We start from the raw sequence: 24557 nt of genomic DNA, 5'->3' as shown, positions 1-24557 counted from the left end.
TATAGTGGCTGTATTCCATTCTTCAGACACATATTCCGAAAGTTAGTAAAACATGACGACAGCAATGCGAAGCTCGGAGTGGTACGAGGGCGACGACCGCAACGCGTACATCCATCGCGCGTGGATGCGTCGCGGCGTCCCCGACAGCGCCTTCCGCGGTCGCCCCCAGATCGCCATCGCGAACACCGCCTCCGACCTCGTGCCGTGCAATTCCCACCTCGACGAGGTCGCGCAGTCCGTGAAGCACGGCGTCTACGAGGCCGGCGGCATCCCGCTCGACCTGCCTGTCGTCGCGCCCGGGGAGACCCTCGTCAAGCCCACGGCGATGCTGTGGCGCAACATGACCGCGATGGCGGCCGAGGAGATGCTGCGCGCCAACCCCGTCGACGGCGTCGTCCTCCTCGGCGGCTGCGACAAGACCATTCCCGCACTGCTCATGGCGGCGGCCTCCGTCGACCTGCCGGCCGTCGTCGTCCCCGGCGGCCCCATGCTCACCGGGACGTTCCGCGGCGAGGCCCTCGGCTGCGGCACCGACGTGTGGCGCCTGTCCGAGGAAATGCGCGCCGGAACCCTGAGTCAGGCCGACTTCCTCAAGTCCGAGTCCGCGACGATCCGCAGCCGCGGCCACTGCAACACCATGGGCACCGCCTCCACGATGGCGCTCGTCGCCGAGGCCCTCGGCACCGTCATGCCGGGACTGGCCGGGACCCCCGCCCCCGACAGCCGCCTCCTCGAAGCGGCCCACCACACCGGGAAGATGGCCGTCGACCTCATCACCGAGGACCGCCGGCCTTCGACATACCTGACGAAGGCGAGCTTCCACAACGCGATCGTCGCGCTCGCGGCGATCGGCGGCTCGACGAACGCCGTCGTCCACCTGCTGGCGATCGCCGGGCGGCTCGGCATCGACCTCACCATCGACGACTTCGACCGGATCGGCGCCGACGTCCCGCTGCTGGTCAACCTCCAACCCGCGGGCAAGTACCTCATGGACGACCTGCAGCGCGCCGGCGGCTTCCAAGCCGTGCTGCGCGAGGTCCGCGACCTGCTCGACCCGACCGCCCTGACCATCACCGGGCGCCCCCTCGTCGAATACCTCGACGAGGCCCGCATCTGGGACGGCGACGTCATCGCGTCCAGGGACGAACCGCTCCAGGAGGCCGCCGGGATCGCGGTGCTGCGCGGCAACCTCGCGCCCGACGGCGCGATCATCAAGCCCGCCGCGGCCTCCCCGCACCTGCTCGAGCACCGCGGCCCCGCGCTGGTGTTCGACTCCATCGAGGACTTCCGGGCCCGCATCGACGACCCCGAGCTCGACGTGGACGCCGACACGGTCCTGATCCTGCGCGGCTGCGGCCCCAAGGGCTACCCGGGGATGCCCGAGGTCTCCAACATGCCGCTGCCGAAGAAGCTGCTCGCGCAGGGCGTCCGCGACATGGTGCGGATCTGCGACGGCCGCATGAGCGGCACCGCCTACGGCACCGTCGTCCTCCACGTCGCCCCCGAGGCCGCCGCGGGCGGACCGCTCGCGCTGGTCCAGACCGGCGACCCGGTGGTCCTCGACGTCGCGAACCGCCGCCTCGACATGGACGTGCCCGCAGAGGAACTGGCCTCGCGCCTGCCGAACCAGGCGACCCTCGACGGCTTCGCCGCGCCGAAACGCGGCTGGGAGCGCCTCTACATCGACCACGTCACCCAGGCCGACACCGGCGCCGACCTCGACTTCCTCCAGGGCGGCTCCGGGTCGGAGGTCAGCCGCGAGTCGCACTGAGCGCGTCGTCTAGCGCCTGCCCTGTGCATCGTGGAGCCGGTGGTGCCCCTTTTTCTGCGGGCCCCGGCAGCGTGCTGGTGGACCATGATGGAAGACCGTACGATGTCGGGCACCACCGTGTTCCGGCTCAGCGCCGCACCTTGTGATCGGATGAAGATGTATTCCATTGGCAGCCAAGACGTTCCCGCCGACCTAGCTCGATGGGGGCTGCATGCCTTCGCGCTCGGGGCCCGGAGCACACCGCACTCGGTGGTGGCCATGGACGACAACGGCGCTCTGCTCTACCACGCCCGGGAAGGCATCACGTTCGGCCAGCTCGAAGCACGCGGCGTCACCGCCTCCCAAAGCCAGCTCGCACTTTTGCAGGCGTATGACCTGGTCACCGTCGACGGCGACCGGCTCGCCACCGCGTTCCCCGTGGTTGGGCCCGAGGTCCTCGATCCGCTGCGGCCGCGCATACATCAGCTCGCTGCCGCCCTGGTGCCGCAGATCAGCAGCGCGGTCGCCGCGATCTCCGCGGAACTGCGTCGACGCGGGCATGCCGGACACGACTACACCGTGGTCTTCGGGCACGCCGTCGACGGATTGCTCTGGGACCGGCTGCGCGTCCACGGCCTGGCACCGACCACCGAACTCAGCATCGAACGCCCTTATTGGAACGGCGCCTTCTGGGCGATATACCCGCCGATCACGGGCTCTGCCGGCGTGAATGAACACTCCGGGACCGAGGCGACACTGGTGATGGTCTGGACCGACGCCACCTCCAGCGCCTTGTGGGACCTGGCCCGATCCGAAGCGGGAAGTGCGCTCGTGAATGATCCGACCGCCCAGAACGATATCCCAGTCCTAGCCGCCGACGAGAGCGATGCCCTCCACCGCCACAGCATGAGCATCGCCGACACCATCGCACAGATGCTTCGATCCGACCGGCAGGCCCAGGCGCTGCTCGACGCGATTCCGGACGCCGGCCGGCACGAAAACGTGCTCATCCTGGCTCACGAACTCATCTGGGAGATCATGGAAGCGCTCGTTGCAGCCGGGCACCTGCAACTCCCCCCAGGCTTGCGCTACCAGGACCCCGCCAACCAGGTGCTGAGCGAGCAAATGCTCCTTCGGCTTCACCGGCGAGACTGACCCGTCAGCGCCGCGAAGTCCAGGACGCGGGCCGACCAGCCGACGTCACCGGATACCGCTAGCTTGACTCTTGACCTTTGACACCGTCGAGGCGCCATCGGGCGCCTCGGCTTCCGCGCCGTCGCTACCCGATACGACCGAGCGGCTCTCGGACCAGTTCGATGACGAGCGCCTCGCCGGGGGCGAGCAGCGGCAGTTGCAGACCGACCTCGGCGAGGACGGAGCCGGGCAGGCGCACCTGCCCGCGCTCCAGCCAGGGCGGGGCGGTCACGTCCAGCCCGCGCGGCACCGGCAGCTCCCGGACGGGCGCGACCCGGTACGTGCCGTGCGGGTCGAGGCCCGGCACGCGCAGCGCCGGCGCGAGCGCGCGGTCGCCGCTGGCGTGGCGGGCGACGCGGACGACCGCACGGCCGCGGTCCTCGGCGATCACGGCGGTCGCGATCGTGCCGTCGTCGCCGGTGTCGGGGTGGACGAGTTCGCCGGTGTGCAGCAGGCCCCTGAGACGGCGGTAGCAGGCGATCCCCTCGCGCAGCCGGCGCAACTCGTCCGGCGCGCACGCGGTGATGTCCCATTCGATGCCGGCGGAGCCGAACAGCGCGACCGCGATCCGGAAGTCGAGGCTCGTGGCGCGGCGGGTGGTGTGGGCGATCGCCGGGCCGATGTGCGAACCGATGAGCTCCAGCGGGAGCACGAGCTCGGTCCAGCGCTGAATCGCCAGGCGCTCAATGGGATCGTTGGTGTCCGAGGCCCACACTCGGTCGGTGCGTTCGAGGATGCCGAGGTCGACGCGCGCGCCGCCCGAGGCGCAGGACTCGATCTCGAGCGACGGGTGGCGCGCTCGCAGCCGGTCCAGCAGGCGGTACACGGCCTCGGTGTGCCGGTGGACGTTCGCGCGGCCGTCGCGCACGGCCTCGATCAGGTCGCGGTTCTGGTCCCACTTGATGTAGTCCAGTCGGTATTCGCCGACGAGGGCCGAGATCGATTCGAGCAGGTAGTCGAAGGCCTCGGGACGCGAGACGTCGAGCACGAACTGGCCGCGCCACGCGCGAATCCCGGCGTCGAGGGGCTGCAGCATCCATTCGGGACGGCTGCGCGCGAGTTCGGAGTCCGGGTTGACCATCTCGGGTTCGAACCACAGGCCGAACTGCATGCCGAGGGAGCGGACGGTGCGCACGATCGGGTGCAGCCCTTCGGGCCAGACCTCGGGGTCGACCGTCCAGTCGCCGAGGCCGGCCCGGTCGTCGCGACGGCCCCGGAACCAGCCGTCGTCGAGGACGAACCGCTCGACGCCGATGTCGGCGGCGGTCCGCGCGAGCTCCTCAAGGCGGCCGATGTCGTGGCGGAAGTACACCGCCTCCCAGGTGTTCAGCACGACCGGGCGGGGCCCGCTCGGGTGCGACGGCCGCGCTCGCAGCGAGCGGTGCAGTCGGGTGCCGATGCCGTCGGTGCCTCGGTCGCTCCAGACGAAGACGGCGACCGGGCTTCGGAACGACTCGCCGGGCGCCAGTTCGGTCTCGCCGGCGCGCAGCAGCGGGCCGGCTCCCAGGAGCGGGCGGGCCTCGGGCAGGGCGTCATGGCGATAGCCGGCGTCGCCGCTCCAGGCCAGATGCACCGCCCACAGCTCGCCCGCGGACGAGGAGAACCCGGCGGTGCCGAGGGCCAGGACGAACGGCGCGTCGTGGCCGGTCCGCCCGCGCCGCGTCTCACGCAGGTGACTGCCTTGTGCGAGGGCCCGTCGCTGGGGGGCGCGTTCGCGGGTCCAGCGGCCGGTGAAGTCGAAAACCTCCGCGGCCCGGTCGTCGACCGGGAGCGTGGCTTCGAGGGAGGCGAGCGCGAGCGGGATGTCAGCGGTGTTCGTCAGTTCGTGGACGACGCGGAGGACGCCCGCGTCGTCGAGGGACAGTTCGCTGTCGAGCCGGAGGCCGTCCGACTCCGCGCGGAGTCGCAGCGTCCCGGCCTCGGCGCGGGTATCGGCGAGCGTCCATCGTGGGTGCTCGACTCGGCCGGCTCGGTGGGCCGCGAAGCCGGGCCGTCCCTCCCAGCCGTCGTGCTCGCCCGGCAGCAGGGTGAGCGGCCACGGCTCGTCGAGCGCGCTGGGCGATACGGGGCGCGCGCGGGCCAGGCGCAAGGAGGCGAGATCGTCGGCGTCGAGCTCGCCGAGATCGCGGCCCCAGTGCAGGACCTCCGGCAGGCCCTCGGCGGGAAGGTCCACGATCACCGCGACGCCCGCGCCCCGCAGGACATGGATTCCCGTGTCGATGGACGACCGACCCGAACCGGCGTCACCCGGTGTCCGTGCGGGGAGGTCGCGTCCTCGGGCGTGCGGGAGGGGGGCGGCGGGCGACGACTCGTTCATGCGGTCCTCTCGGGGGGTGGTGCGGACGTCGTCCAAGTATGGGGAGACGCTCCCACTTTGTCAACAACAGAAACTAACGAGGGCTTGGGATCTCAGAGCTGGAGGCAGGCGCGAATCGCGAGGACGGCTCCGGCGCGCGCCCACTCCACGAACTCGAAGGGCTGGATGTCGAGAGCGATCGGCGCTCCCGTGGGATGGCGGTTCGTCTCGATCGCGGCCTCGATCTCGGTGCGGGCGAGTTCGGTTACCGCGATGCCGTCGCCGGTGATCACGATCTTCTCCGGGTCCATGGTGTTCGCGATCGTCGCCACCAGGACCCCGAGCGCGTGCCCGGCGTCGCGAAAGGCCTGCACGGCCGCGTGGTCGCCGCTCCGGGCGAGCCCGACGACCGTCTCGTAGTCGAAGCCGGGCGTCCGCAGGGCGGCGACGATGGATCCGTTCGGCAGGTAGGTGCTGGCGCAGCCGCGGTGTCCGTATTGGCAGCGCGGACCGCTCGGGTCGACGATCAGGTGGTCGAGGCGGCCGGCCTTCCCGTGGGCGCCGGTGACGACCTTGCCGTCCACGACCAGTCCGAAGCCGATGCCGGCGCCGACGGTGAGCAGCGCCATCGAGTCGAAGCCGGCGCCCACCCCGAACCAGTGCTCGGCCGCGGTCAGGGAGCGCACGTCGTTCTCGGTGGCCACGGGGATGCCGAGTCGCGCACCGACCAGCTCGGCGAGCGCGACCTCGCGCCAGCCGAGGAACGGCGAGTCCACGACGATCTGGCGCCCGGCCGCGGCGATCAGATCGCCGGCGAGGCAGATCCCCGCCGCCGCGATGTCCGGGTGGGCGGCCGCGAAGCGCTCGTGAACGCGGCCGATCTGCGCGACGGTGTCGTCGACCGTTCGCGAGTCCAGCGGCTCGTCGTGGGAGGCGAGCACCCGCGCGCTCAGGTCGGTGACGACGGCGAAGAGCGTGTCGCTGGTGAGTTTGACGCCGAGGAAACTGCGCGCCTGCGGCCTGATGTGGAGCAGCTCGCTGGGCCTGCCGGTGGCGCCGCGGAGTTCCATGGCGCCCTCGGTGACGAAGCCGTGCTCGACGAGCGCGCGCGTGACGCGCGTGAGGCTCGCCCGCGACATGCCGAGCTGCCGCGCGATCTCGGCTCGCGATTTCGGGCCGTGGACCAGCAACTCGCGCAGCGCGCTGCGCTCGCCCGCGCTGAGCGTCGGCCAAGGTTCGGGACCCGCGACCTGTGGTGCCGGGAGAGTCGCCATTCCATGCTCCTTGCTTTGTTTAGCGCCAACAATATCCGCAACGCTCAGCGCGCCTTGTAGTCCTATAGGTCCGAGTTATATCCGATTGCGACTCGGCACTGGAGCCGACTTAATTTCACTTGTTGACAAAGTAGCGCGCGCTGCGTACCGTACTTCGCACCAGGTTGCGCATCCAAAGGCGTCGATCCCGGTGCCGAAGACCCGCGCCCCTCCGTATCCCTACTCAACGATGAGGACAGCAACATGGCTACTCCCCCTGGCAGCTTGCCGTTCAGGCGCCGCTCCCTCTTCAAGGCGGCCGGCATCGGCACGGCCGGCGCCGCCGGCCTCCCCCTCATGTCCGCCTGCGGCGAGGTCAGCGGCGGCGACGGCAATGTACAGCAGCTCGACCAGAGCCTCGACATCCTGCCCGAGTACAAGGAATGGCCCCTGCCGGTCCAGCCGGAACTGGTGGGCGAGCCGCCGAACCACCCCAGCGCCTTTCTCAGCTACCCCAACCCCGTCGCGCAGGCGATCCCGAACCCGCCGGACAACTCCGGCGAGTACCAGATCTACGTCCCCAACTGGGGGCCCACGCCCGCCAAGGACGACCCGTACTACCTCGCGATGCAGGAGGCCACGGGCGGAACGAAGATCGAGTTCGTCCAGAGCGACGGCGAGGCCTTCGCCGAAGCGTCGGTCCAGTGGATCCAGGCCCAGGAGTTCGGTGACGCGATCTTCCTGTTCAGCTGGATGACCGGCTCGCACGCCAACTTCAACGAGACGGTCGTCAACAGCTTCGCCGACATCACCGACATCGTCTCCGGCGACATCTCCGAGCGCTGGCCGCTGCTGGCCGGGCGCGGCGACACCGCCTGGGCCGACGCGATCTGGTCGACCGATCCGGAGAACGCCAAGGACACCGCAGGGGTCTACGGCGTGCCGTGGACCCTCAACGGCGGGCCCGGCAACGCCTTCTACTACCGGGCCGACCTGCTGGCCGACGCCGGGCTCGAGGTGCCGACCACCGTCGAGGAGCTGCTGGAGGTCGCACGCGCATGGTCGGACGACCGGGCCGGCAAGTGGGCCCTCGCCGGCACCGACTACATGTCCAGGGCGTGGTTCCGGCTCGCCAGCGGCCACGGCTGGGTCTGGGACGGCTCCGGGCTCGTGCACAACAACGAGCGCTCCGAGTTCAGGGAATGGGTCGAGTTCCAACGGACCCTGACCGACGAGAAGCTGCGCCACCCGAGCGTCGGTACCCCCGGCTTCGAGCCCAAGCAGTCGCAGAAGGCCGGGGAGGTCCTGTTCGACCAGGACGGCTGGAACCGCTGGAACGACCTCACCTTGGAGATGAACGCGAGCGGCGAGATCCCCGGTTTCGAACTGGGCGTGCTCGGCGCGCTCACCTACAAGGACCGCGAGCCGATGTACCACGCCGCCTGGGGTGTCGGCGGCTGGCTGTTCTTCCGCAAGGACCTGGAGGAGGACGCGATCGCCGAACTGCTCGACGTCTCCAACTTCGTCGGCGCCCCCTACGGCACCAAAGAGTACGAGATGATCCACTTCGGCATCGAGGGCGAGCACTTCGAATACGGCGACGACGGCAAGCCCGCGTTCACCGAGGCGGGCATCGCCTCGAAGCAGGACTCGCTGGCCTACACCGCGATGGGCGGCGCCACCCAGTTGTTCATCGAGGGCCCCGAAGACATCGTCAAGGCGCGCTTCGCGTTCAACGAGTCGATCCAGCCGTATCTGGACGAGAACCCCTTCCAAGGGCTGCGGCTGACCGCGCCCGAGGCCGGGACCAACGCCGGCATGGTCTTCGACGAGAAGGTCAACGACATCATCTACGGCCGCGCCGAGCTCAGCGAGCTCGACGCGGCGATCGAGACCTGGAAGCAGAACGGCGGCGAGGAGTCCCGCACGTTCTTCGAGGAGGCCTACAAGAGCCTCCACGGCGAGTAGCGCCCAGGGGCGGGGCAGCGGTCCCGCCCCTCCTCACACCCTTGAGGACGGTTCCACCGCAGATTCCCACCGAGCACCACGAGAGCAGCATGGCAGCGACAGCGACATCGGCGGACCGCACCGCCGAGACACCACCGAAGAGCAGGACCGCGAAGGCCGGGCGCAAACCGCTGCGGCATCGGCTGCGACGCGATTGGCCCCTGGTCGTGCTCACGCTGCCCGCGATGGTGCAGCTCGCGGTCTTCTTCTACACCCCTTCGGCCTACAACGTCATCGCGTTCATGGACTACAGCCCGTACCGGCCGCTGTGGGCCAATCCGATCATCGGGTTCACGCACTTCCAGATCCTCTTCGGGGACCCTTACTTCGTCGACGCGCTGCTCAACACGCTGCAGTTCGCGTTCGCGCAGCTGCTGCTCGTCTTCCCGTTCTCGATCGTGCTCGCGCTGCTCATGCACAGCGTCGTCTCGACCAGGCTCCGCAGCGTCTTCCAGTCGATCGTCTACTTGCCCTACTTCTTCTCCTGGGTGCTGGTCGTCTCGGTCTTCTCCCAGGTGCTCGGGCAGGACGGCCTGTTCAGCCGCTGGCTGCTGGGCATGGGCGGCGACCGGCTCGACATCATGCGCGACCCCGACACCTTCCTGGTCCTGGTCTGGATGCAGTGGACGTGGAAGGACGCCGGCTGGGGCATGATCATCTTCCTCGCGGCCCTGGCGTCGATCAACCCGGCGTTGTACGAGGCGGCGGCCGTCGACGGCGCGAACCGCTGGAGGCGCCTGTGGCACATCACGCTGCCCGGCATCCGCCCGGTGATCGTGCTCCTGTTCATCCTCCAGCTCGGCGGCATCCTGACCGTCGGCTTCGAGCAGTACCAACTGCAGCGGTCGGCGGTCGGCTGGGGCGCCTCCGAAGTGCTGGACACGTTCGTCTACTACCGGACCATTCTCGCGTCGAGCGGCGAATCGCTCGGCACCGCGGCAGGGCTGTTCAAGGGCGTCATCGGGTTGGTGCTCATCCTCGCCGCCAACAACGTCGCACACCGCTTCGGAGAGCAAGGGATCTACCAGAAGTCATGACCGCCATCACCGCCGACCGCTCGCGTCGCCGCCGCAGCAAGCGCCCCATCTGGGACGAGGAACCGTCGTTCATCGGCAAGTCGGTCAAGGCGCTGTTCCTGACCTGCTATGCCGCCGCAATCCTCGTTCCCCTGTGGGCGGTGCTGGCGACGAGTGTCGCGACCGACGAGGCGCTCACCCGGGCCGGGGGCGACATGGTCTTCTTCCCCACCGAGGTGAGCTTCCAGTCCTATCGCGAGATCCTCTCCGGCGGTGCGGTGACCAAGTCGCTGCTGTTCACCTTGATGCTGACCGTCATCGGCACCGCACTGAGCCTGGTCATCACCGTCGGCGCGGCCTACGGGCTCTCCCGGCCGGGGTCGGTGTGGCACCGCAAGTTCCTCACGGCCATCCTCATCACCCTCCTGTTCGCCCCGGGCATGTACCCGGCGTACCTGGTGGTCCAGGACCTCGGGCTGCTCAACGACATGTGGTCGCTGATCCTGCCGGTGTGCTTCAGCGCCTGGAACCTCATCGTCCTGCGCACCTTCTTCATGACGGCCATTCCCGCCGAGCTGATCGACGCCGCCAGCATCGACGGCGCCGGGGAGTTCCGCACCATGTTCAAAGTGGTGCTGCCGATGTCGAAGGCGATCCTGGCGGTCATCGGGCTGTTCTACGCCGTCGGTTACTGGAACACCTACTTCCTCGCCGTGCTCTACACGCCGGGGCTGGAGACCAAGCCCATCCAGGTGCTGATCCAGCAGTGGCTGCTGTCGTCCACCGGCCCGTCCGGGCAGGACGCCGCCGCCGCGGCGGCGATCTCCTCGGGCATGGACAACGCTCCGGCCGCCTCACTGAAGATGGCCGCGGTCGTGTGCACGATCATCCCGATCGTGATCATGTACCCGTTCATCCAGAAGCACTTCACGAAGGCGGTCATCACCGGCGCCATCAAGGGCTAGCGCTCAGGCGGGCGATGCGTTCGCCCGCCTTAGACTCTGGTGCCATGAGCGAGCACACCGTCCTTGCCGACGGCGCCCTCCTGCGCCGCGCCGAGCCCCGCGACCTGCCCGAGATCCTCCAACGGATCAAGGACCTCGCCGCATACGAGCGCGAACCGGACGCGGTCGAGACGACCGTCGACGATCTCGATGCCGCCCTGTTCGGGCCGAGCCCCGCGGTGTTCGCGCACGTCGTCGAGGCCGGCGGACGCATCGCCGGCATCGCCGTCTGGTTCCTCAACTTCTCCACTTGGACCGGCAAGCACGGCATCTACCTCGAAGACCTCTACGTCGACCCCGCCGCCCGCGGACACGGCTACGGCGCCGCGCTCCTGCGCGAACTCGCCCGCACCTGCGTGGCAAACGGCTACCAGCGACTCGACTGGTCGGTGCTCACATGGAACGAGCCCTCTCTCGCGTTCTACGAATCGCTCGGAGCGTTCCCCATGGACGAATGGGTCGGCTACCGGCTCACCGGCACCGCGCTGCGCGACCTCGGCGCCTGACCGGCGGAAGCCCGAGCGAACCTGAAAATGTTTCACACCATGTCTATCCAACCATTCGTCTATGGGTTAGATTTATCGCCGTCTCTCTTTGGACCTCCAGGGTGGAAGCGCGGGTGTCACGTGACTGATCTGTCCACCGCGACCGTCGAACTCGGCCCCTCCGGGCTCGTCGTCGACGGCCGCGAAGAGGCGCTGCTGTGCGCGTCGCTGTTCTACTTCCGGCTGCCGCGCGAAGTCTGGGAGGCGAGGCTCGCACAGGTCCGCGCCACCGGATATCGGGCGATCGACGTCTACCTGCCGTGGAACTTCCACGAGACCGCACCCCGGGTGTGGGACTTCGAAGGCCGGCGTGACGTCGGGGCGTTCCTCGACCTCGCGCACGAGGCCGGTCTGGCGGTGATCGCGCGGCCCGGACCGTACATCTGCTCGGAATGGGACGGCGGCGCCCTGCCGGCGTGGCTCGGACTGGACGAAGGGCTCCGGCTGCGCCAGGCGGAGCCGCACTTCCTCGCCCACGTGCGACGCTGGTTCGACCGGGCCATGCCGGTCCTCGCGGCACGCCAGCACGGCCGCGGCGGCGGCGTCATCGCGGTGCAGCTCGAGAACGAGCTCGACTTCTTCGACACCGACGACCGCCGCGCCTACCTCTCGGCGCTGCGCGACATGGCGATCGAGCACGGCATCGACGTCCCGCTGGTCGCATGCGCCGGACAGGGGGACCTGATCGGTGCGACCGGCGGCGTCGACGGCGTGGCGCCCGCGTTCAACTTCTACCCCGACGACCGCTCGCCGTTCGTCGAGCCCGAGGTGCGGCGGTACGCGGAACTGGTCGCCGCACGCGGCCTGCCGCTGCTGGTGACCGAGACGAACCGGAGGCACACGACGCTGCGCCGCCTGCTGGTGAGCGGCGCGACGGTGATCGCGCCCTACCTCCAGGCGTCGGGCTTCGACCTGGGGTACACGCCGTCGGTCGGCAATTGGGGCGACCCGGGCGGTTTCATGACCCACGACTACGACTTCGGCGGCTACCTCTCCCCCGTCGGCGAATCGCGGCCCGAGGCGGCGGAGGCCCGCGTCCTGGCGGCGTTCGTCCGCACGCTCGGTCCCGGCCTCGCGCGTGCCACGGCCGAGGCCGCGGACGAGCTCGCGCACGTGACCGTCCCGACCAGTGCGTCCGCCTCGAAGCTGGTGCTCGACGGCGGCGGCACGGTCACCGGCGTCCCGAACCTCGCTCGGGAGCGGGGCACGGCCACGATCGCCGCCGCGGACGGCTTGCCGGAGGTCACCGTGCAGTTGCCGCCGTTCTCGTGCGTGCTGCTCGTCCGCGACCTGCCGCTTGAGCGGTTCGGCCTGCCGGGCACGCTGCGGCTCGGTTCGGCCGACCTCGTGGGCGCGGGCCCGGACGGCCTCGAGCTGGCGGCGCGTACACCGAGCGTGGTCGCGCTCGAAGGCGCGGAAGGCGTGCGGCTCGTCGAGCTCGACGCGCCCGCACTGGGCGAGCCCGTGCGCTCGACGGTACGCTCCGGCGGTGACCGGTGGGACCTCGTCGTCCGCCACCCCGAGGACGTGCCCGCGCCGGGCGGCGAAGCCGCCCCCGCGATCACCGCGTCCGCGGGAGAGCCGGTGGCGCTCACCGGTGCGGTCCGCCTCGACCTCGAGACCCGTTCGGGCCGCATGTCGGCGCACGATCTCCCACCGGCGTCCGAGGAGGTCGGTGTCCATCGCGGGCGCACGCACTACGCCACTTCGCTCGCCGGGGTCGAGGAGCTCCTGCTGGAAGGGGCGGGCGACATCGTCGACCTCGCGCTCGACGGGCGCGCGCTGCCGAGCCTCACGCCCTACGGCGCGTCCGTGTGCGTGCCGGTCGGCGCGGCGGGCGGGCTCGAGGCCACGGTCGAGACGTGGGGGCATTCGAACTTCGACGACGCGCGCCTTCCCGCCCTCGCGCTCGGGTCGCTGCGCGGTCTCGGACACGTCTGGTCGGTGACCGCACGTGAGGACGCCGGTGCGCTGTGGACGGTCGACGGCGGTGCGCAGTGGGCGGGAGATCCGGCGCCGGTGCGCGACCTCGGCGGCTGGAGCAGCACCCGGGTCGGTCGTCCCGTGACGTACCGGCGCGAACTGCCGGTGGACGGACGCAGCCATCACGCGCTGCACTTGGCCGGGCTCGAGGTTTCGTGCGAGGTCGCGATCGACGGCTCGGTGCGGACGGTGGGTCCGGAGGACCCCTGGGTCCATCTGGCGCCCGGGGAGGGGCGCGAAGTGGCGGTCACGCTGGCGCACCGGGCAGGGGCGCTGGGCGGTGCCGAGCTGCTGCGTCTCGCGCCCGTGCGGGAGTGGCGGGTCGAACCCCAAGCCGACGGCGTCCTTCTCGATCTGGCCGGGCGGGAGTGCGCCGGTCATGACGTCGACCTGCCGCTCGAACTCGCTCCCGGCGCGGAGACCTGGCTCGACCTCGCCGTGCCGGAAGGCGGGCGCTCCCTGCGGTTCGAGGGCGTGCAGGTGCGTGTCAGCGCGTTCGCCGGCAGCGAGTTGCTCGGCCGTGTCTGGCTGGCGGATTCGGCGCGTCCGCGGTTCACCGGCGGCGATCCGGGACGGCTGTGGCTGCCGGGCGCGTGGAATTCGGGTTCGATCCGATTGCTGCTCCGGGGGACCGCCGGGGGCGACCGTCCACGCTTGGAGAGCGTGACCGCCTCCGCCACGCCGGAATGATTCAGGCCTCCACCTCGTCGGCGCCTTGGAGCCGTGCCCGATCGGCGGCGATGCGACCGGCGATGTGGCCTTCGTAGTCGCTGATCCGCGTGGCGGCTGCCGACGTCAGGTTCGGGAACATCGCTTCGGTCTTGGCGTCCACGGCTTCACGCCGCAGCCGCAGCACCGGGATCAGATCGGTCCCGGTCTCGTCGGCGACGTCGCGCGCGGTCTGGTCGGCGGATTCGGCGAGCCGCTCGCCGATCCGAACCGCGAACGAGGCCAGGAACGACTGTCGGAACGACCGCGTGCGCGAGCGGCCGACACCGTCGCGTTTGGACCCGGCCCGGGTCATCGCCGAGGTGGCCTGGACGAGCAGGGAATTGTAGAGCAGTTCCACCGCGCGCAGGTCCGTCTCGCCGCCGACCACGGTGCAGAATCCGGCCTCCCGCGAGTACACGGCCCTACAGCCGTTGGCGGAGGCAACGACGTGCAGCAGTTCGGACTTCGGTTGCTCGTAAGGCCTCGCGATATAGACGCGCACCGGCGCGGCCTCCAAGCCCGCCTCCGAGGACTCGGCGAGGAGCGCTTCGTTGATCGAGTGCCGGGCGATGAGCTGCTGCGCCTTCGCGGTGAAGGCCTCGGCCTCGGCGTCGGCGTCGGTGGACTCGGCCTTGGCCAGCAGTGCCCGGATCTTGTCGTACACCTTGGACGAGTCCGCGCCGCCGCCCCGGACGGCACGCACGCCGCTGCCGGGCCGCGGCTGCACGGGAGCGATCGGCCGAAGACCGGCGATGGCGTACATCGCCTCCAGGATCGCCGCCGAAGCCGCGATCCACGCGGAGCCTTCGAGCCCCGCGAGCGCCTCCTTGGCGCACGCCGAGGTCGAGCGCTCGGACAGTGACCGGCGCTGGGCGCTCCACTGGTCGCTCAGATGCGCCTCGGAGTAGCGCCGCAGCTCGGCGCGCATGAGCGTCGCCGCGGCACGCACACCTGCGCTGGAGACGTCCTTGGCCATCAGGCTGAGCACGTCCTTGGGCATCCATCCGCGATCCCAAGCCTGCCCGACGGCGTCCTCGGCCAGCGCGTCGATGGCGGTGGCGACCGCCTCGGGCCAGCGGGCATGCGCGGTCGTACGGGCCAGCAGCCGCGCCGATCGCTCCCAGCTCGGGGCGTCGCACTTGCCGCACGGGCACGAGTCCGCCATGATCTGAACCAGGACGTAGCGGGCCTGGACGACGAGCTCCTCCCAGGTGGGAGCGGCCGAATCCCCTTGTCCCGGACGGCGCCTGAGCCGTTGCCGCGACTTGGCCTTGCGCCGGTCGTCTCGTCCCATACCGCATCTCCCCCGCCGTTCCTGAATGGTCTAACGGCCGAGGCTTCATCGGGCAACGGCCGCGCTCCGGTGAGGATCTCATTGACCGCGAAGGTCTCCACGATGCGGCCGAATCCGGCCGGGGTCGAGCCCTCCGGCTGCTGCTCGGCGACCGACTCAAGGTGTCGGTGAATGAGCCCGCTCGGCTTTGTCGCCACTGGCTCCGCATGGTGGATCCAGCCTCAGTCTGACCGGATCTCAGGGACGCGGCCCCGCTCGTCCACCACACCGGGCCTGGCGGACGACGCCGATGGTGTTGCCGTAGATGACGCGGGCCCAGGGGTCGCCGGGGTCGATCCAGCCTTTGCGCCAAGCGACTTCTGGTGAGGGGTAGTAGCAGCCGACGCCTTCGATGGCGAGGATCTGATACGGGCTTTGGATGCCGTCGTCGAGCATGACGCGCACGGCGATCGGGTCGCGTTCGTCATCGCCGTAGACGGTGAAGCGCAGCGTTTTCGCGAAGTGGAACTCGCCGAGCCGGTGCGGCATCGCATCGGCTTCGACGGCCGTGCCGGTGCGCTCGCTCATGCCGCTGCCCGCCCGTGGTCGACGCGGCCGATGTAGAGGCCGGAGCTGTACCAGAGGGCGGCGGCCTGTTCGAGGATGATCAGCCGCTCCTCCACATCGAGCAGGTGAGCGTGGTCGGGTTGAACCCGCAGGCGCGGATCGCTGTCGAGATCGACCACGACGCCGAAGCGGACGGACTGGCCTGCGAAGTCGAGTCCGACCGCGTCGCCCATGCGCGGCCAGGTGACGGCCGCCCGACTGCCGGCGATATCGATCTCGCCGAGGACTTCGATGAGCGGTTCGGTCAGGGCCTGTTGTTGCGGCATGGCCGCCTCCGTTCGATGCCGAGTTCGAGATGGCGAGCGGAGGCCCCACCAACGGCAGCGCCGAGCCGCCTCCACTCGCCTGCCGATGCACCCCACCGTGCACCGACGAGTTGAACCTACGGGATCGGAAAGTCGTTTCCAAGCCTCTGACCTCGGATTTAATTCGGCACGGCTGGACACTATGCACAGAGGAGTTGTCGCAGAGAGGTGTGGTGAGCGGTGCAGCTGAGCGGTGTCAATGACCGACACTGAACATGAGCGCTTGGCACATACCTTGTTGTCGATATAGATCGGCCGGGACCCGTAGGACAGGCCCCGGCTCGGTGCTGGTTGATGTGCTGCTTCTTGGCGCTCTGGTGTGCTGCTGCTTGTTGCCTGGCCTTGGGGCACCTTGCCCAGTGGTGTCAGCACCTGAAGGTGTCGGGCCGGGAGGTTGTACGGCGCTGGGGATCAGCGCTGTGCGGTCTCCAGGAGGGCGATGAAGTCGCCCTGCGCGAGCCCGAAGACTGGGGAGTCGTCGGACAGCTTGGAGTCGCGGACCTCGAACCCGGCCACGGTGGCACGGGCTTCAACGCAGTTGCTGCCAGCGTCGCCGTTGCCGGACCTGCTGGACTTGCGCCACTTCGTTGTCCTCATGACAGTTCGAATTCCTTAATCGGTATGGCCTGCTTGACGGACTCGTCGAAGGCGTTCTGGAACGAGGCGACCGTCTCGGGCACCTCAAGGTAACGAGCCCCCTCAAACGATTCTAGATAGACCGTCTTGGGGAACTCCCCTCCCTCGAACTCGAAGATCTCGTACGCGCTGCCGATCGAGTCATAGGCGCCAGCATCGTATGGCACCACCAGGAACTTGAACAGCGAGTATTCCCGGTCGAGGGTCTTGAGGTGTTCAAGCTGCTCAGCCATTACCTCAGGCCCGCCAACTCGCCGGTGAAGCGCAGCCTCGGAGGTGAGATAGACGATCTCCGGCAGCCAGGATCTCGCCATGAACTCCTTCTGCCGGTCTTGCCTGAATCCTGCGGCTCCAGCCGGACCCTTGCGATCCGGTGCGTTGTCATCTCGGATGGCTGCGTTGTACGCAGGCGTCTGAAACAGTCCGGTGATCAGCTCGTTCTCGCAGATCATGATCTTCGAGGCCGTCAGCTCCATCTGGAGGAACGTGAAGAACACCGAGGGAATCTTGAAGGAGTGGAACAGGTCCGGGCTCTCCGAGGACTCCGCGAGCCGCACCAGATTCTCTTGCTCCTCGGGGCTGAGCTTGTAGATGCGCGCGAAGCCGAGCATGTCGACCCACTTGACCTGTGGCGAACGGGCATGTTCGAGATCCCTGATCTTCGAAACGCTCATGCTGAGCTCGTCAGCGGCTCGCTTGTGGGTGTAGCCGGCACGCTTGCGGTACTGGACCAGCAGCCGTGCGATTTGGATGATGGTGAGGAAAGCCTTCGCGCTCATGTAACACAGGGTCGCAGAGCGAACACGCAAGCACAACATTCGACTCGGCGTTGATGGCACGGTTCTGTCTCGTAAGGAACCCCGTAACTCTTTGGGAGTCGTGTATCCGACTATCCGTCTCAAGCGAGCCGGCGCATCGGTGATCGCTACGGCCCGTTCACCGTCAAGTCCTTCCAATGACACGGACTCACTTGGATAGGCTGGCCGGGCCACGGATCTGTCGGCGGCGCTGCTGAGGGGACTTTCTGTTGAGTGACTTGGTGATCGATGAGGCGCTCGTACGATCGCTGTTGAGCGATCAGCATCCGGATCTGGCGGATCGGGACCTGCGGCTCGTGGACGGCGGCTGGGACAACCAGATGTGGCGCCTGGGCGATGACCTGGCGGTGCGATTGCCGCGAACGCCGCGCGCCCCGTCACTGCTGGAGAAGGAGCATCGGTGGCTGCCGGTGCTGGCTCCTCGCTTGCCGCTGCCGGTACCGGTCCCCCTTCGCGTCGGCGCGGCTTCGGAGCGGTTCCCCGAGACGTGGATCGTGACCACGTGGGTCACTGGATCACCGGCCGACGCCACCCCGATCGACCGCGGCGCTGATGCGGCCGACGCCTTGGCGGCCTTCTTGGCGGCGCTCCACCAGGCGGCGCCCGACGACGCCCCGACCTCGCCGAATCGCGGTGTGCCGATCAGCGTGGTCGCCGATGAGGCCGAGCGGCGCTTCGAGGGCATGGACCTGGGCGAGTCCGTCGGCCGGATGCGGGAGGTCTGGAACGACGCGGCCGCCGCTCCCGAGTGGGAGGGACCGGCGCTGTGGTTGCACGGCGACCTGCACCCCGCGAACGTCCTCGTCGCCGACGGCACCCTGGCGGGGGTGGTCGACTTCGGTGACCTGTCCAATGGCGATCCGGCCTGGGACCTCGCCTCGGCCTGGCTGCTGCTTCCGGAGGGCGCGGCGCCGCGGTTCTTCGACGCGTACGCCATGGCCGATGAGGCCACGGTCCGCCGGGCGCGAGGATGGGCGCTGCTGCGGAGCCTGATGCTGTTGGAGATCGGTCGGGCCGGCGAAATGGGTTGGACCGGCGGCAAGCCGACGTGGAAGCCCGCGGCCGAGGCCGCGCTCGAACGGCTCCTCGCATCGCCTTCGCCGACAAGGTGAGGCGCCTCAGCGCACCCGCACGGCGCCGGCTTGGACTTCGATGGAGAAGCCCGCCGACTCGCCCAGGTCCTCGCCGTCGATCTCCAGCATGCGCGGCTGCGCCAGCGTGGCCCGCACGCTGCGCGCCCTCGCATGTGTCGTCGTCTCGGCGTCCCGCACGCCGTCCTCGCCGCCGAGGAGCCGTCGGATGCCGTTGTCCCACACGTACGAGCGGAGCGTGTCGAGCCATTCGCCGACGCTCTCGGCCCTCAATAGGAGGAGATCGAGCTCGCCGTCGGAGGGGTCCGCGCCGGGCAGGAGCGCGATGCCGCCCTGGAGCGTCCCGCAGTTGCCGATCATGAGCGTATGGGCCGCGGTCCGCTCGGGCACCGCGCCGTCGACGGTGAGCTCGAACTCCACGGCCTCAGTGGCGTCGAGGGCGCGTCCGAGCGATTCGACGTAGGCGAGCCATCCGACCTTGCTCTTGAGGTCCTCGTCGGTTTCGACGACCATGTGCGCGTCGATGCCGAAGCCCGCCGTGACGGCGAACGCCTGGCGCATGGGAGAACCATTCACCTCCGCTTCGACCCAGCCGAGGTCGACCGCGCGCGACTCACCGTCGAACGCTCGCTCCAGTGCCGCCGCGAAGTCGCCGAGCGGCACATCGAGGTTCCTGGCGAAGAGGTTGCCGGTGCCGATCGGGACGATCGCGAGCTCGGCCGTGGCGTGGTCCTGCGCGAGCCGCTCGGCGACGACGCGCACGGTCCCGTCGCCGCCCGCCGCGACGACCACGTCGGCTCCTGTCGCCAGTGCCTCGCCCGCAGCGCCGAAGCCCTGGTCTTCGGCGCTCGTCTCGTGCCAGGTGAGCTCCACGTCCGCGGCGCGGGCGGGCAGCGCCTCTTCGAGCTCTTCCCGCGAGGTCTTCGCGGGGTTCAACACGATGGCGATCCGGTCGGCGGCCGTCATGATCGCCGGTAGAGCGGGTTGGCTCCCGGCGGCTGCTCCTCGGCCGACACCGGGCCCGGGGCGGTGCCGCGACCGAACGGCGTCCCGCCCAGCCGTTCGCGGCCGTGGTCGGAGAGCCAGTGCTCCAGGTCGGGACCGACCGGCACGATCCGGGTCGGGTTGATGTCCTCGTGCACCACGTAGTAGTGGCGCTTGATCTGGTCGAAGTCCGCGGTGTCGCCGAAGCCGGGCGTCTGGAACAGGTCGCGCGCGTAGCCCCACAGGTTCGGCATCTCGGTGAGTTTGTTCCGGTTGCACTTGAAGTGCCCGTGGTAGACCGGGTCGAACCGCAGCAGGGTGGTGAACAGGCGGACGTCGGCCTCGGTGATGGTGTCTCCCATGAGGTATCGCCGGTCCGCCAGCCGCTCCTCCAGCCAGTCGAGCGCGGTGAAGAGCCGCTCGTAGGCCTTGTTGTAGGCGCGCTGCGATCCGGCGAAGCCGGCACGGTACACCCCGTTGTTGACCTCGGTGTAGACGCGCTCGATCACCGGGAGCATGTCGTCGATGAGCTCGGACGGGATCAGGTCCGGCGCCCCGTCCCTGTGGTACGGGGCCCATTGGGTGGACAGGTCGAAGGTCAGCTGCGGGTAGTTGTTGGTGACCACCGCGCCGGAGGGAATGTCGACCAGGGCGGGCACGGTGATGCCGCGGGGATAGTCGGGGAAGCGCTTGAAGTAGTGCTCTTGGAGCCGCTCGGTGCCGAGCACGGGGTCGCGGCCGTCGGGTGAAAGGTCGAACGTCCAGGAGCGGACGTCGTGCACCGGCCCGGGGGTGGCCAGCGAGATGACGTCCTCGAGGCCCAGGAGGCGACGGATGATGATCGAGCGGTGCGCCCAGGGGCAGGCCCGCGCGGCCACGAGACGGTACCGGTCGGGCTCGACGGGCCAGGCCTTCGCGCCTTCGGTGAGGCCGGCCGTCCTCGGGTCGCCGATCTCGGAGGCTTCCTCGATCGGTGCGGAACGGGCGGCCTCGACGTCGGCCACGACGCGATCCTCGATGTAATTGGTGTCCCTGGTGAATTCTTCGCCGGAAACGTAGGCGCCCTTGGTGGAATGCTCCGTTCCGGCGGACTGCTGCGTTGGATGCTGTGCCATGGACTCAGCCTACGCATTGTCGGCGTCGCAGCGGAGGCAAGCGGCCAACGCTTCAGGCCCCGGGCACGATGAAAGCCGCTGTCCTTCGAAGGAAGGGCAGCGGCTTCGTGTTCTCAGAGCTTGGGACTAGAGCGCGCGCAGGTTAGTGGCCTGCGGACCCTTGTTGCCCTGCTCGACGTCGAATTCTACCCGCTGGTTCTCCTCGAGCGAACGGTATCCGTTGCCGGAGATCGCGGAGAAGTGGACGAAGATGTCCGGGCCGTTGTCCTCCGGAGCGATGAAGCCGAAGCCCTTCTCCGAGTTGAACCATTTAACGGTGCCTTGCGCCATTACTACATATCCTTGCGATGTTGATGCTCAGACCGGCTGCCGTGTATTCCAGGTGTTGAAACCCGGTTACGCCTGCCGCCACGTGGCCTGATATTGCCGCCATTGCTGGCGCTTCACCTCGCCGGTTCTTTTCGAATCGGAGTGGTAATCAGACCCTACAGCCCTTTTGACCGCTGTGAACATCCGGCCCGGGAAAATTTTCTCGCGAATTGGCATTTGTGCTGCGGACAGCGCTGATCGTTGCAGCAACGTATGGGCCAACTCACTCGAAAGGGGCGCGGGCTCGCCGAGACCCGCCGCCCGGCGGGCGGCGGTAAACTGCGGCCGGAATGCGCTTCCGGCACAGGCGGATCAACGGACGAACGGAAGGCGGAGCCGTATGCTCTCGCACGCTGATATCGACCTGGTCGTATTCGACGTTCTGGGGACCCTCGTCGACGAGCCCGGCGGGCTCAGGGCGAGCATCCGCGAGACGGCTCCAGATCTCGACGCCGAACGCGTCGATGCGCTCGCCGAAGCGTGGCAGCGCCACGTCGCCCAGCGGCAGCGGCCGATGCTCGACGGGCACGGGCCCTACGCCGACAGCGACATCGTGGACCGCGAAGCGGCCGAGCTCGTGGCCGCCGAATGCGGCGTCACCGACGCCGGGGCCATCGACCGGCTCGCCACCGCCGAACGGCGGCTCGACCCCTGGCCCGACACCGTCGAATCCCTCGAGCGACTCGCGCGTCGTTTCGCGCTCGCGGGCCTGTCCAACGCGAGCCGGGCGACGCTGACGCGCCTCAATGCCCGGGTCGGCATGCGCTGGCACTTCGTACTTTCGGCGGAGGACGCGCGAAGCTACAAGCCCGCCCCCGAGGTCTACCGCTTGGCCCTCGACATCGCGGGCGGCGCGCCGGAGCGCGTGCTCATGGTCGCCGCTCACGCATGGGATCTGCGGGGCGCGCAGGCGATGGGGATGCGCACGGCCTATGTGCAACGGCCGGTGGGCGACCCGCCTCTGGCGAGCGACTCCTTCGACCTCCGCGCCGAAGGCCTCGCCGAACTCGCGGATGCGATGCTCGACCGCCGGCCCTCGTGACGCCGACGACGGCAGCGGTCGAGCGCGGCGAACCTGCGACGGTTCGCCGCGCTCGGCGGCGATTCGGGCAGGCCGAACTAGGCGGCCTGCGAGCGGGATGGCGCGCTAGGCGCTAGTGAGCGGAACGGCGGCTGCGGCTGCGTCCGGCGATGCCCTCGGCGACGCCGATGAGCAGCACCGCGGCGATGACCGCGCAGATGAACCCGAGGACGTTGAGCTCCATGATGCCCCCCGTGCCGAGCAGGTTCGCTATGGTCCCGCCGATCACGGAGCCGACCAGGCCCAGGATCAGCGTGGCGATGATGCCGAGTCGCTGCTTGCCGGGAGTGACGAGGCGCGCGAGCGCACCGATGATCAGTCCTGCGACGATGAATCCGATCATGAAGACCTCCTGCGTTCTACCTTGCCCGGGGCCGTGGCCGGTGCCCTTCCGGTCGGTGCGCCCCTAGGGACGCGGACGGCGGTCGGATACCGGCTCACTGCCGCTCGGGCTCGTTGACCGTCACTATGGAGCGTGCCGCGGGCGCTGGGTCCGGTCGCCACGATCTGGTCGAAAACGCCCGAATGCGCCTTGGCCCTCCCCATTGACGGCGTTCGATGATTGATGTACCCAATCGGGCATCGTTCACACCTGCGCCGCTTGGGGACGCCGTCTGCCGTGGCCGCTCAGGTCGGGATGCCGGGCGGGCGGACATCGCCGCGCCAGGAGCCGGTCTCCCGGCCGTGCTGCTCGATGAACTCCTTGAAGCGCCGCATGTCGCCCTTGACGCGGCGGTCCAGGACACCGAGCTTGTCGGCGGCCTCTTCCACGAAGCCGTCCGGGTCGATGTCCATCTGGGCCGTGACCCGGGTCGTGTCGTCGTTGAGCCGGTGAAAGGTGATCACGCCGGCGTGCGTCGGCCCGCTGACGGACTTCCATGCCACCCGCTCGTCCGGGTGCTGTTCGGTGATGCGGGCGTCGAACTCGCGCGTGACCCCGCCAATGCTCGTCACCCAGTGCGTGTGCGTGTCGTCGACCTGTCGGATCTCCTCGACGCCCTCCATGAACGAGGGGAACGTCTCGAACTGCGTCCACTGGTTGTAGGCCGTAGAAACCGGGACCTCGACATCGACTGCTTCGGTGATGGTGCTCAACGCACTTCCTCCTTCGGTTGCGAATCGCTGCATCGCTCGCGCGCTGCGCGTCTGGTGGCGGTTACCCCTGAGGCCGAGCCGCACACATCCGCGTGCCGACGCCGGGCCTATCAGACCCGTCGCCGACTGATAGGTTTTTCCCAATCAAAAACTTGAGGAGTGCGGTCGTGCGAGGAGCGGTCGTTCGGGTCAGCGGCTCCGGTCCAGGCGCTCCCGGGCAGTGGCGGGGGCGGCGGCGTGGTCGTCCATCGAGGACCACGGGTCGGTCTTCTGCGCGAGGCGTCTGCCGATCGTCTTGGTGCTGTGGCCGTCGGGGGCGGATCGGCCCAGCTCGCCCCAGTCGAGCGGGGTCGCGACCGCGGCGCCGGGACGGGCGCGCAGCGAGTAAGGCGCGATGAAGGTCTGGCCGTAGGCGTTGCGGTTGGCGTCGAGGAAGATCCGGTCGCCGCGACGGTTCTTGCGCTGGGCGGTGGTCAGCAGCTCGGGGTCGCCGTCCGCGAGGTCGTCGGCGATGTCGGCGGCCAGGGCGCGGACGAAGTCGAAGTCGGCGGAGCGGTCCAGCGGTGCGACCACGTGGAAGCCGCGCCCGCCGGTGGCCTGCACGAACGGGGTGAGGCCGAGCTCGGTGTAGAGCTCGCGCGTCCGGCGGGCGACTGCGCGCAGGGTGGCCACCGGGACGTCGGACGGCGGGTCGATGTCGATGACCAGCCGGTCGGGGCGTTCGAGGTCGTCGAGGGTGGACAGCCAGACGTGGAACTCGATCGTGGCCTGGTTGGCGAGGTACACGAGTGTGGCGGCGTCGTCGCAGACGACGTGGCCCACCGTGCCGTCGGTGCGCTGCGGTACCTCGACGATCCTCATCCAGTCGGGGAAGTAGTCCGACGCCTCCTTCTGGAAGAAGCCGTCGGTGCCGATCCCGTCCGGATAGCGGCGCATGGTCAGCGGCCGGCCCGCGAGGTGCGGGACCATCGCGTCGGCGACCGAGCGGTAGTGGTCGATCACGTCGCCCTTGCTGATGTGGTCGCCCGGGTAGAGCTCCTTGTCGAGCCGCGACACGTCGATGTCGTGGTCGGCCACGTGGATCGTCTGTGAGGCCATGTCAGCTCGTCTCCCTCTGGGCGCCCCCTGCCTCGCGGCAGATACCCGGCGGGCTGGCACGGCAAACCGAACAGCACAGTACACGACTTGATGAATACACGTTCGCGTGTACTATTCGGGTGTGGTGGAGACCTTGACCTACGGACAGGTCCTGGCCCGCTTCGGCCACGCCCTGTCCGACCCGACCCGCTCGCGCCTGCTCCTGGCGCTGCGCGAGGCGCCGGGCTACCCGGCCGAACTGGCCGAGACGCTCGGCGTCTCGCGCCAGTCCCTGTCGAACCACCTGGCGTGCCTGCGCGGCTGCGG

23 protein-coding genes are annotated in these 24557 nt (G+C 69.2%); 10 read left to right on the top strand and 13 right to left on the bottom strand.

Translation table 11 applies throughout. From position 1 onward, the window contains the following. Positions 1-64: 64 nt before the first annotated feature. Together ACYVK3_RS12725 and ACYVK3_RS12720 are read left to right on the top strand one after the other, a co-directional pair. The gene (locus ACYVK3_RS12725; RefSeq protein WP_460497696.1) at positions 65-1771 is read left to right on the top strand and encodes an IlvD/Edd family dehydratase; all 1707 of its coding nucleotides are present in this window, start codon (positions 65-67) and stop codon (positions 1769-1771) included. Positions 1772-1873: 102 nt separating this feature from the next. Beyond that, entirely contained in the window at positions 1874-2905 is a 1032-nt protein-coding gene (locus ACYVK3_RS12720) for a hypothetical protein (RefSeq protein ID WP_460497695.1), read from the top strand. A 124-nt stretch (positions 2906-3029) separates the two neighbouring features. Here the strand turns inward: ACYVK3_RS12720 and ACYVK3_RS12715 are convergent, their stop codons facing one another. Beyond that, positions 3030-5261, bottom strand: coding sequence for an alpha-galactosidase (locus tag ACYVK3_RS12715; protein ID WP_460497694.1), 2232 nt, complete (start codon positions 5259-5261; stop codon positions 3030-3032). Between the two features lie 92 nt (positions 5262-5353). After that, positions 5354-6514: an ROK family protein gene (locus ACYVK3_RS12710; protein WP_460497693.1), complete on the bottom strand. Its 1161-nt coding sequence runs from the start codon at positions 6512-6514 to the stop codon at positions 5354-5356. Between the two features lie 243 nt (positions 6515-6757). On the opposite strand from ACYVK3_RS12710, the gene ACYVK3_RS12705 reads away from it, so the two are divergent. The 5 genes from ACYVK3_RS12705 (at position 6758) to ACYVK3_RS12685 (ending at position 13738) form a co-directional block, all read left to right on the top strand. Further along, positions 6758-8461 carry a type 2 periplasmic-binding domain-containing protein gene (locus ACYVK3_RS12705; RefSeq protein WP_460497692.1) on the top strand — a complete coding sequence of 568 codons (1704 nt, stop codon included), beginning with the start codon at positions 6758-6760 and terminating at the stop codon, positions 8459-8461. Positions 8462-8550: 89 nt separating this feature from the next. After that, on the top strand, positions 8551-9537 hold the full coding sequence (locus ACYVK3_RS12700) for an ABC transporter permease (RefSeq protein ID WP_460497691.1): 987 nt from the start codon (positions 8551-8553) through the stop codon (positions 9535-9537). After that, positions 9534-10481 carry a carbohydrate ABC transporter permease gene (locus tag ACYVK3_RS12695; protein ID WP_460497690.1) on the top strand — a complete coding sequence of 316 codons (948 nt, stop codon included), beginning with the start codon at positions 9534-9536 and terminating at the stop codon, positions 10479-10481. Before ACYVK3_RS12700 ends, ACYVK3_RS12695 begins: the two co-directional genes overlap by 4 nt. Positions 10482-10525: 44 nt before the next feature. Continuing rightward, positions 10526-11026: a GNAT family N-acetyltransferase gene (locus tag ACYVK3_RS12690; RefSeq protein WP_460497689.1), complete on the top strand. Its 501-nt coding sequence runs from the start codon at positions 10526-10528 to the stop codon at positions 11024-11026. Between the two features lie 120 nt (positions 11027-11146). After that, entirely contained in the window at positions 11147-13738 is a 2592-nt protein-coding gene (locus tag ACYVK3_RS12685) for a beta-galactosidase (RefSeq protein ID WP_460497688.1), read from the top strand. 1 nt (position 13739) lies between these two features. Here ACYVK3_RS12685 and ACYVK3_RS12680 read toward each other — a convergent pair whose 3' ends face one another. The 5 genes from ACYVK3_RS12680 to ACYVK3_RS12660 all read right to left on the bottom strand — a co-directional run bounded on the left by ACYVK3_RS12680 (position 13740) and on the right by ACYVK3_RS12660 (position 17379). Beyond that, on the bottom strand, positions 13740-15053 hold the full coding sequence (locus ACYVK3_RS12680; RefSeq protein ID WP_460497687.1) for a DUF2786 domain-containing protein: 1314 nt from the start codon (positions 15051-15053) through the stop codon (positions 13740-13742). 237 nt (positions 15054-15290) lie between these two features. Beyond that, entirely contained in the window at positions 15291-15620 is a 330-nt protein-coding gene (locus ACYVK3_RS12675) for a hypothetical protein (protein ID WP_460497686.1), read from the bottom strand. Next, a complete protein-coding gene (locus tag ACYVK3_RS12670; protein WP_460497685.1) occupies positions 15617-15925 on the bottom strand; it encodes a hypothetical protein in 309 nt (102 codons plus the stop codon). The genes ACYVK3_RS12675 and ACYVK3_RS12670 overlap by 4 nt, the downstream gene beginning before the upstream one ends. A gap of 450 nt (positions 15926-16375) precedes the next feature. Next, a complete protein-coding gene (locus ACYVK3_RS12665; protein WP_460497684.1) occupies positions 16376-16561 on the bottom strand; it encodes a DUF397 domain-containing protein in 186 nt (61 codons plus the stop codon). Then, positions 16558-17379 (bottom strand): helix-turn-helix domain-containing protein, encoded by an 822-nt coding sequence (locus tag ACYVK3_RS12660; RefSeq protein WP_460497683.1) that lies wholly within the window; start codon positions 17377-17379, stop codon positions 16558-16560. Before ACYVK3_RS12660 ends, ACYVK3_RS12665 begins: the two co-directional genes overlap by 4 nt. Positions 17380-17627: 248 nt before the next feature. Between ACYVK3_RS12660 and ACYVK3_RS12655 the strand changes: the two genes are divergently transcribed. Continuing rightward, positions 17628-18530 (top strand): protein kinase family protein, encoded by a 903-nt coding sequence (locus tag ACYVK3_RS12655; protein WP_460497682.1) that lies wholly within the window; start codon positions 17628-17630, stop codon positions 18528-18530. Between the two features lie 6 nt (positions 18531-18536). Here ACYVK3_RS12655 and ACYVK3_RS12650 read toward each other — a convergent pair whose 3' ends face one another. The 3 genes from ACYVK3_RS12650 to ACYVK3_RS12640 all read right to left on the bottom strand — a co-directional run bounded on the left by ACYVK3_RS12650 (position 18537) and on the right by ACYVK3_RS12640 (position 20938). Further along, on the bottom strand, positions 18537-19475 hold the full coding sequence (locus ACYVK3_RS12650) for a diacylglycerol/lipid kinase family protein (protein ID WP_460497681.1): 939 nt from the start codon (positions 19473-19475) through the stop codon (positions 18537-18539). Then, positions 19472-20608: a glutathione S-transferase family protein gene (locus ACYVK3_RS12645; RefSeq protein ID WP_460497680.1), complete on the bottom strand. Its 1137-nt coding sequence runs from the start codon at positions 20606-20608 to the stop codon at positions 19472-19474. The genes ACYVK3_RS12650 and ACYVK3_RS12645 overlap by 4 nt, the downstream gene beginning before the upstream one ends. A gap of 126 nt (positions 20609-20734) precedes the next feature. After that, the gene (locus ACYVK3_RS12640; RefSeq protein WP_460497679.1) at positions 20735-20938 is read right to left on the bottom strand and encodes a cold-shock protein; all 204 of its coding nucleotides are present in this window, start codon (positions 20936-20938) and stop codon (positions 20735-20737) included. A 379-nt stretch (positions 20939-21317) separates the two neighbouring features. Here ACYVK3_RS12640 and ACYVK3_RS12635 point away from each other — a divergent pair, with 379 nt between their 5' ends. After that, on the top strand, positions 21318-22019 hold the full coding sequence (locus tag ACYVK3_RS12635; RefSeq protein WP_460497678.1) for an HAD family hydrolase: 702 nt from the start codon (positions 21318-21320) through the stop codon (positions 22017-22019). 112 nt (positions 22020-22131) lie between these two features. On the opposite strand, the gene ACYVK3_RS12630 is transcribed toward ACYVK3_RS12635, so the two are convergent. From ACYVK3_RS12630 to ligD, 3 genes are all read right to left on the bottom strand, one after another. Next, complete coding sequence (locus tag ACYVK3_RS12630) at positions 22132-22401, bottom strand: GlsB/YeaQ/YmgE family stress response membrane protein (RefSeq protein ID WP_460497677.1); 270 nt, start codon at positions 22399-22401, stop codon at positions 22132-22134. Between the two features lie 284 nt (positions 22402-22685). Continuing rightward, the gene (locus tag ACYVK3_RS12625) at positions 22686-23153 is read right to left on the bottom strand and encodes an SRPBCC family protein (protein ID WP_460497676.1); all 468 of its coding nucleotides are present in this window, start codon (positions 23151-23153) and stop codon (positions 22686-22688) included. 189 nt (positions 23154-23342) lie between these two features. Continuing rightward, positions 23343-24251 carry a DNA polymerase domain-containing protein gene (gene ligD / locus ACYVK3_RS12620; protein WP_460497675.1) on the bottom strand — a complete coding sequence of 303 codons (909 nt, stop codon included), beginning with the start codon at positions 24249-24251 and terminating at the stop codon, positions 23343-23345. A gap of 124 nt (positions 24252-24375) precedes the next feature. On the opposite strand from ligD, the gene ACYVK3_RS12615 reads away from it, so the two are divergent. Then, positions 24376-24557, top strand: a 182-nt coding sequence (locus ACYVK3_RS12615) for an ArsR/SmtB family transcription factor (RefSeq protein WP_460497674.1), incomplete at its 3' end; no start/stop codon positions are given.

It is taken from the genome of Glycomyces tarimensis (genome assembly GCF_054776215.1).
The sequence above is the reverse complement of the archived record's forward strand: the minus strand, read 5'-3'. Positions and strand labels throughout refer to the sequence as shown.

Excerpts from the sequence above, each read along its gene's own strand:
- ACYVK3_RS12725 (WP_460497696.1), top strand. The coding sequence starts at position 65 with ATGCGAAGCTCGGAGTGGTACGAGGGCGACGACCGCAACGCGTACATC.
- ACYVK3_RS12720 (WP_460497695.1), top strand. The coding sequence starts at position 1,874 with ATGTCGGGCACCACCGTGTTCCGGCTCAGCGCCGCACCTTGTGATCGG.
- ACYVK3_RS12715 (WP_460497694.1), bottom strand. The coding sequence starts at position 5,261 with ATGAACGAGTCGTCGCCCGCCGCCCCCCTCCCGCACGCCCGAGGACGC.
- ACYVK3_RS12710 (WP_460497693.1), bottom strand. The coding sequence starts at position 6,514 with ATGGCGACTCTCCCGGCACCACAGGTCGCGGGTCCCGAACCTTGGCCG.
- ACYVK3_RS12705 (WP_460497692.1), top strand. The coding sequence starts at position 6,758 with ATGGCTACTCCCCCTGGCAGCTTGCCGTTCAGGCGCCGCTCCCTCTTC.
- ACYVK3_RS12700 (WP_460497691.1), top strand. The coding sequence starts at position 8,551 with ATGGCAGCGACAGCGACATCGGCGGACCGCACCGCCGAGACACCACCG.
- ACYVK3_RS12695 (WP_460497690.1), top strand. The coding sequence starts at position 9,534 with ATGACCGCCATCACCGCCGACCGCTCGCGTCGCCGCCGCAGCAAGCGC.
- ACYVK3_RS12690 (WP_460497689.1), top strand. The coding sequence starts at position 10,526 with ATGAGCGAGCACACCGTCCTTGCCGACGGCGCCCTCCTGCGCCGCGCC.
- ACYVK3_RS12680 (WP_460497687.1), bottom strand. The coding sequence starts at position 15,053 with ATGGGACGAGACGACCGGCGCAAGGCCAAGTCGCGGCAACGGCTCAGG.
- ACYVK3_RS12675 (WP_460497686.1), bottom strand. The coding sequence starts at position 15,620 with ATGAGCGAGCGCACCGGCACGGCCGTCGAAGCCGATGCGATGCCGCAC.
- ACYVK3_RS12670 (WP_460497685.1), bottom strand. The coding sequence starts at position 15,925 with ATGCCGCAACAACAGGCCCTGACCGAACCGCTCATCGAAGTCCTCGGC.
- ACYVK3_RS12665 (WP_460497684.1), bottom strand. The coding sequence starts at position 16,561 with ATGAGGACAACGAAGTGGCGCAAGTCCAGCAGGTCCGGCAACGGCGAC.
- ACYVK3_RS12660 (WP_460497683.1), bottom strand. The coding sequence starts at position 17,379 with ATGAGCGCGAAGGCTTTCCTCACCATCATCCAAATCGCACGGCTGCTG.
- ACYVK3_RS12650 (WP_460497681.1), bottom strand. The coding sequence starts at position 19,475 with ATGACGGCCGCCGACCGGATCGCCATCGTGTTGAACCCCGCGAAGACC.
- ACYVK3_RS12645 (WP_460497680.1), bottom strand. The coding sequence starts at position 20,608 with ATGGCACAGCATCCAACGCAGCAGTCCGCCGGAACGGAGCATTCCACC.
- ACYVK3_RS12640 (WP_460497679.1), bottom strand. The coding sequence starts at position 20,938 with ATGGCGCAAGGCACCGTTAAATGGTTCAACTCGGAGAAGGGCTTCGGC.
- ACYVK3_RS12635 (WP_460497678.1), top strand. The coding sequence starts at position 21,318 with ATGCTCTCGCACGCTGATATCGACCTGGTCGTATTCGACGTTCTGGGG.
- ACYVK3_RS12630 (WP_460497677.1), bottom strand. The coding sequence starts at position 22,401 with ATGATCGGATTCATCGTCGCAGGACTGATCATCGGTGCGCTCGCGCGC.
- ligD (WP_460497675.1), bottom strand. The coding sequence starts at position 24,251 with ATGGCCTCACAGACGATCCACGTGGCCGACCACGACATCGACGTGTCG.